The 6,649-nt window shown below is 54.2% G+C and carries 5 protein-coding genes and 1 pseudogene; 1 reads left to right on the plus strand and 5 read right to left on the minus strand.

All coding sequences use genetic code 11. The features are described 5' to 3' along the window. Positions 1–2,270, minus strand: a 2,270-nt coding sequence (locus tag HBA93_RS24590; protein ID WP_221724137.1) for an autotransporter outer membrane beta-barrel domain-containing protein, incomplete at its 3' end; no start/stop codon positions are given. Positions 2,271–3,052: 782 nt separating this feature from the next. Between HBA93_RS24590 and HBA93_RS24300 the strand changes: the two genes are divergently transcribed. Continuing rightward, complete coding sequence (locus HBA93_RS24300) at positions 3,053–3,493, plus strand: MFS transporter (protein ID WP_353619390.1); 441 nt, start codon at positions 3,053–3,055, stop codon at positions 3,491–3,493. A gap of 374 nt (positions 3,494–3,867) precedes the next feature. Here HBA93_RS24300 and HBA93_RS24305 read toward each other — a convergent pair whose 3' ends face one another. From HBA93_RS24305 to HBA93_RS17515, 4 genes and pseudogenes are all read right to left on the minus strand, one after another. Beyond that, on the minus strand, positions 3,868–4,443 hold the full coding sequence (locus tag HBA93_RS24305) for an FAD-dependent oxidoreductase (RefSeq protein ID WP_353619391.1): 576 nt from the start codon (positions 4,441–4,443) through the stop codon (positions 3,868–3,870). Between the two features lie 10 nt (positions 4,444–4,453). Further along, entirely contained in the window at positions 4,454–5,533 is a 1,080-nt protein-coding gene (gene arsB, locus HBA93_RS17505) for an ACR3 family arsenite efflux transporter (protein WP_221724138.1), read from the minus strand. Between the two features lie 83 nt (positions 5,534–5,616). Then, entirely contained in the window at positions 5,617–6,051 is a 435-nt protein-coding gene (gene arsC / locus HBA93_RS17510) for an arsenate reductase (glutaredoxin) (RefSeq protein WP_221724139.1), read from the minus strand. A 104-nt stretch (positions 6,052–6,155) separates the two neighbouring features. Next, positions 6,156–6,581, minus strand: a pseudogene (locus HBA93_RS17515) (low molecular weight phosphatase family protein); the annotation flags it as partial. Positions 6,582–6,649: the final 68 nt, after the last annotated feature.

Below are 6,649 nucleotides of genomic sequence, written 5' to 3' on the forward strand. Positions count from 1 at the left end.
AAGCTGCCGTTTGAGGCGCCTCCGACTTCAATAATCCGGATACCCTCGACCGTCGGCGCGCCAGTTCCGCCAACATTTACAACCTGTACCCGGCTCGAACCGCTCGTGTCACCATTGATAACCAACTTGTCCGTTGCAGACAAGTCATCGCCCAAAACAGTATCGATTGCCACAACACCACCAAAACCGTTATAATGGCCGTTGATAACGGTGATGTCGCCAGTAACTTCGTTCCTCATGGTCAGGAGGCCGGCATTGTCAAGGCTGTTTGCACCCACACCATTGAAGGTGGTTGTGACCACGCCAGAAGCTCCTTGCGTCGCGGCAATGATCGTACCTGCATTCACGATTTTGCCGTCTCCTCCGCTGACCAGATCGCTAGTCAGCCAGTTCGTACCACCTGCCGTGTTCCAGACACCGCCGCTTTGGTTAACAAAACTGTTGTCGGGTCCGCCCAGGTCCACAGTACCCTGAACAAGGCCGCTATTCACAACCGATACGGAATAAAGATTTTTTTGCCCAGTCTGTACATCCAACTGCTTAAAAGCACGAATGGCAAGCGCATCGGGCAGTGCCGACTTGTTACGTACAATACCGGCATTGTTGATTGTCGCAGTCTGTGCGAGATCTGCGGCGAGACGAATAGCATCCGATCCGCCCTCTACAACGCTTTCTGCCCTGATGTTGATATAGGTTTGGCCATTTATATGATTTCCGAGATTGAGCATATTAATGCCCGTCTCGTTACTAGTAACCGTTCCGCCCGTCTCAACCGTGGTCGTTGGTATTTTGCCGCTTGCCTGAATGAGGATTGCCGAAACCGGGTTCAGCAGCGAGCCGTTTGCAGCGTTGGTTGCCTTGACATCACGATCGGCAACGACCGATATGATCCCCTCAGTTGTTCCCGGAGGCAGCGTGTTCGGCGCTCCGGTCGGATAAACGGCCCTAATACCCCAGCCGCCGGCTGTAACATTCCCCTTCGTATGGATCATTATATCACGCGATCCCATCCCCCATACTCCATAAGAATAGGAGCCCGTCGCGATTACATCATTTGTCGTAATACTGACGTTTCCAGTCCCGGCACTCTCAGCCTTTATAGCTACCGATCCAACCTTTGAAGCAACGGAGATAGTATCAAAACTATTTACCATCACATTACCTCTGGCGCTAGCAAAAATACCAGTAGCCCCGAGGTTTGACGATGCCGGTCCAGTTGCCACAACCGGACCGTAGGCATTTACAATAACCCCCCCCCCCGTTTTGGTATTAGTCGACGCTCCAATACCGGTCGCAGCGGCCTCAATTGCTCCTGTCGCGCTAATCGTCACATTACCCTTCCCGCTGTAAGCGTCGATGCCGCGCCCATTGCTCCCCGTAGCCTTCACATTGCTTGCCGTGATATTGACATCACCCAATCCATTATTTTTTGCGGAGATACCGTTCGCTGAACCGGTGACGCTGCCATTCGACTGCAGCGTTACATCTCCAATTGCCATGTTACCCGTGCCAACCGTAATGCCGTCTGCATGCGTACTTGTAACCGCCCCGTTTGTGACAATATAGACGCCGGTAGCGCTTGCACCCTTGCCGTTATTAAACGCATAGATGCCCTCGGCAGCAGCATTCACACTACCATTGACTCTCACAGAGAGACCGGTACCATTTGTTGCAGCACCAGCATTGTCCGAAGTGAGAGAGATACCACGCCCACCTACTAAGGCGAATGTGGGTGGGATCGTAGGAATGCCATTAAAAAGAACTTCTTTCATGAGCCCCGTCGCAACAACATCCCCCCTTACGACAACTTCATTTGTACCAGCACCCGCATTGATGGACGAGATACCATTTACTCCTTGAACGTCAGCCGCATTGATACTCACACCACCCAAAGTCGATATGCCGTTGACAACCTGAATGCCGGTGTCGCCCTCCCGCCCTCCAAGGGAAGTCACCAAGCCGTCGGTCCGGATCACCGTTTTACCGGTACCCCTGCCATTATCGGCCACGATAGCGCTGCCCTTCGTACCAGTGACTGCACCCGCATGAATAAGGATATCCGCAGCATCAAGGTTCCGGGCCGATATGCCGCTCGTGCCCGTCACCTGGCCTGTCGCAGTGATGTCGATTGCACCCGCAGTGCTATTCGACACATTGATACCCTGCCCTCCAGTCGCAGCCGAAATGAAGGCATTGGTGCTTATTGTAACGCCATTGCCGCCGCGCAGAGTATTAAAAGGATCCCTTGGATTGGTCGGGGTCCCAGCCACGAATCTTAATGCATCTCCCGAAATCGTACTTATGCTTGACGAATAGCTGTCATTGTAAATGAGCTTTCCGTCACCAGAGACGAGAACTCCCGGTCCCGTCGGAACGGCTATACTGAATCCCTCAGCCGTTACAATGCTGACATTGGGCGCCTTAATTGTCTGTGTAACACTGGTCTGACCGTTACAGACATAATTGCTTCCTCCCGATGATACGCAAGCCGCCTGCGCTGTATCGTTGATCAGAATACCACCGAGAACTGGCATGAAATACGCCATACCCAAATATGTGGCCGTTGTTGGACGGGAAACAGTGGACCGAAAATACGACTTCGCACATTGTAACAACTTTACCGATGGAAAGCTCATTGATCTATTTTACCTTTAATTATGTACAACTTACTGAAAGCATTTTGCATCAGCAATTCCCAAAAGGGACGGAGTGATCAGATCGCAGTTGCAGATAATAACAGGTATTTTAGTTCGATATATTGAACTAAAGTTCATTAATGTGGATTATCATTCATATTATTTTGCCGACCGGCTGTGCGGTAATGACAATTCTTATGGTATAAACCGCTCAATTCTGTTAGAGTGCCCACATGAAAACAACGGTCTCCTCCGCCCGTAAACCCATACTCACGATCTAGCGCCGGCCTAGGTCATCCCCGGTTGGTCGCAACCGCAACCGCATGATTTGAGCCTGAAAGGCGCTACGGTTCCGGCTGCCTCACATTGTCGTCACGCTGTTTGGTCCGTCGCAGGTACTGAGCCGGTTCACCAATATGGTGCTTGGCCGCAACCTGCCGCCGCTGGCTTTGGCAACGATCGCCGCCACATTGATTCCGGGCGGTATCCTGATCCTCAGCGCTCCGTCAGTAGCAGGGGCCATGGCTTTTGCAGTTGTCTTTGGTTTGGGCTGCGGTCATTTCAGCATAGTCACCGGTACTTTACCGCTGATGCTGTTTGGCAGCGATGGCTATGGCAGGCTTCAAGGCAAGGTCATGGCCGCACGGTTGATACTGTCAGCCACCGCACCCTTTGCGCTAGCGTTTGCCATCGCCCATATCGGCACAATGTGGTCGCTCACCATTACAACGGCGCTTGGCGCTTGTGCAGTTGTCGCCTTCCTTGGAATTGCGCGCTTACAGCGCCGCGACAAGTCTCGGGCCGTCCGGCCTGAACCCAGAAGTGTCGCCGAGGCGGCCTCAGTCCAGTTCCCATAACCGGTAAGCCAAAGGCGTGGCTGCTTGATCGAGCGCCCCTCATCCACATCAACCCTGCCGTCCCCTGTAATGACGCCGAGATCTTGGAAATGATCCAGCGCTGGGCGAAATCCGGTGCACCATATTACGGCGTCAATATTGCTTCTGGTCCCGTCCTGCCAGACAACGCTATCCCGATCAAAGTGTGAGAACGGCCGCACGGAACCCAGCACGCCGCGATCCCGTGCGTCCTTTACCGGGGGAGCCATGACAATGTCGCCGAGGCTGCCAATTTCTGGGCCACTCGCCCCGCCAAGCACCCGTGCAGTGGCGCGCTGGAATAGCACGTGTCCGTCGACATCATCGGGAAGGAAAACCGGCGCTTGAGGCGTGACCTAGATGGTTTCAGCTACTTTTGATACTTCTGCCAATATCTGTGCCCCGGAATTGCCCCCGCCCACAATGGCGACCCGCTGCCCAATAAAGGCGTCAGCATCCACATAATGGGCTGAGTGAAGCTGACTACCTTGAAATATCTCGCGCCCCGGATAACCGGGGATGAACGGATGGCCCCATGTGCCGGTGGCGCTCAAAACGCTACGGGCGCGCCAAGTTTTGTTTTCACCTATCACCTCAAGCCCGCCATCGACGTTTCTGACGGACTGGACCACAACCGGTCGCTCAATCGGGAACTGATAGCGCTTCTCATATCGGGTTAGGTAATTCAGCACTTCACCTCTGGCGGGATAGGTCGCCTCGGTCTTCGTCAGCATCATCCATCCCGGAAGCGAACTGAAGGATGCCGGTGAAAACAGATGCAGAGACTTCCAGGCATGTCGCCATGCGCCACCCGGCCCCTCTTCGCCATCGAGCACCACGAAATTGATGCCGGTTCGGCGCAGATAGTAGGCGGACGCCAGGCCTGCTTGCCCGGCGCCTACCACAACGACATCGTAGGTTTCCAAAGACACCAATGCTCCTTTATGATTGTTGCGTTGCTGGACTTCCCGCCGATTTGGCAAAATATCTGCGGCCCATCCACAGTGCCATCTGAACCAGCAGGATCAGCACAGGAACTTCTACCAGTGGACCGATGACTGCCGCAAACGCGACCGGCGAAGCGAGACCAAACGCGGCGATAGCAACCGCAATCGCTAGCTCAAAGTTGTTTCCGGCAGCCGTGAACGCCACCGCCGTTGTGCGAGGATAATCGGTGCCAACTGACTTCGCCATCCAGAAGCTGACAAGGAACATGATAAGGAAGTAGATTGTCAGCGGAATTGCGATCATCACCACATCACCCGGCAAGCGCACCACGTCCCCGCCCTTCAAGCTGAACATGGCGACGATCGTAAACAGAAGGGCAGCCAGCGTCATTGGACTAATCTTCGGCAGGAAGACGTTCTCGTACCAATCCTTACCCTTGCTCGCAGTCAGCAAGCGGCGAGAAAGATAACCGGCGAGAAATGGAATACCGAGATAGATCAACACTGCTTCCGCAATCGTCCAGAACGATACGTCGATCACGCTGCCTTCAAGGCCAAACAGCGGAGGCAGGAAGGACAGGAAGAACCACGCATAGACGCTGAAAAATAGGATCTGGAAGATCGAATTGAAGGCAACGAGGCCAGCGACATACTGGTTATCGCCCCTGGCAAGCTGGTTCCAGACCAGAACCATGGCGATGCAACGCGCAAGGCCGATCAGGATAAGACCAGTCATGTATTCCGGATAATCCCGCAGGAAGATCACCGCCAGCGCAAACATCAATACTGGACCGATAATCCAATTCTGCAAAAGTGAAATCACCAAAACCCGCTTGTCGGCAAACACCTGCGGCAGTTCTTCGAAGCGCACTTTTGCCAGAGGCGGATACATCATCAGGATGAGGCCGATGGCAATCGGAATATTGGTGGTGCCGACGGACAGGCTGTCGAGGGCTTCAGGCAGGCCGGTAAAGACAGTACCGAGCAGCACGCCTAAGGCCATAGTGGCAAAAATCCAGACGGTCAGGTAGCGGTCGAGGAATGACAGTCGTAGTGTTGGTTCTTCGGGACGCATTGGCGTTCTCCTTAGCAGATAATCATCGTCCGCAGCCTTGCCATTAAGCTACGGTCACACAAATTCGACTTAAATGTCTTGAATTAGACGACGCGACGTCCGGTCCGATCGACTACGACCTCGCCATCTTCCTTGGTAAACGCAGCCTGCTGGCCAGCTGGAAGAATATCCAGCACCATTTCCGATGGACGGCACAGCTTCACACCCATCGGAGCGACGACGATCGGGCGGTTGATCAGGATGGGATGTTCCATCATTGCATCGACCAGTTGCTCATCGGACAAGGACGTATCGCCCAAACCGAGGTCGGAAAACGGTGTTCCTTTTTCGCGAAGGAGGTCGCGCGGGGAAAGTCCCATCCTGTCGATCATCTGCTCCAGCAAAGCACGCGATGGCGGAGTTTTGAGATACTCGACCACATGGGGTTCGATGCCGGCGTTGCGGATCATCGCAAGCGTGTTGCGCGAGGTCCCGCAGTTCGGGTTATGGTAGATGATAACGTCCCAAGGTTTGTTCATTAAACTTACGCCGTTTCGCTTGACTGGAGAAAGAGTATGGAGACCGAGGCGCCGACGAGATAACGTCGCCCGTTTCTTTACTCGGTCGCATCCGTCATCTGGTATTAATTAATGGCCTCTTGAACATCGGTGGCCCCTTCCATCTTGCCGATCTGCCGCAGCCGTGTTTGCAGCGCCATACGATCGATCGACGCGAGCGGGAGACTGAGGAATGCGTTGATACGGTTCTTCAGGAACCGCGCGGCCTGCGCGAATGCTCGCTGAATCTCTACCTCGGTTCCGGTCACGGCTGCCGGATCCTCGACACCCCAATGGGCTGTCATCGGGCGACCGATCCATACCGGGTAGGCCTCACCCGCTGCACTGTCACAAACGGTAAAGATGAAATCCATCTGCGGTGCACCCGGCTCGGCGAAGACATCCCAGCTCTTGGACGAGAAACCTGCTGACGGGTAACCGAGGGCAACGAGTTCTTTGAGCGCGTGTGGATTGACTTCGCCCTTCGGCTGACTACCGGCGGAATGGACTTGTCCCGTTTTATTTCCGCCTCTTTATCTCGTTTCGGCGGTTATCTGTTCGAATTGAGCGGGCGATATTC

The sequence above is a fragment of the Ochrobactrum sp. SFR4 genome (assembly GCF_019730395.1).
Classification (GTDB): Bacteria; Pseudomonadota; Alphaproteobacteria; order Rhizobiales; family Rhizobiaceae; genus Pseudochrobactrum.

Excerpts from the sequence above, each read along its gene's own strand:
- HBA93_RS24300 (WP_353619390.1), top strand. The coding sequence starts at position 3,053 with ATGGTGCTTGGCCGCAACCTGCCGCCGCTGGCTTTGGCAACGATCGCC.
- arsB (WP_221724138.1), bottom strand. The coding sequence starts at position 5,533 with ATGCGTCCCGAAGAACCAACACTACGACTGTCATTCCTCGACCGCTAC.
- arsC (WP_221724139.1), bottom strand. The coding sequence starts at position 6,051 with ATGAACAAACCTTGGGACGTTATCATCTACCATAACCCGAACTGCGGG.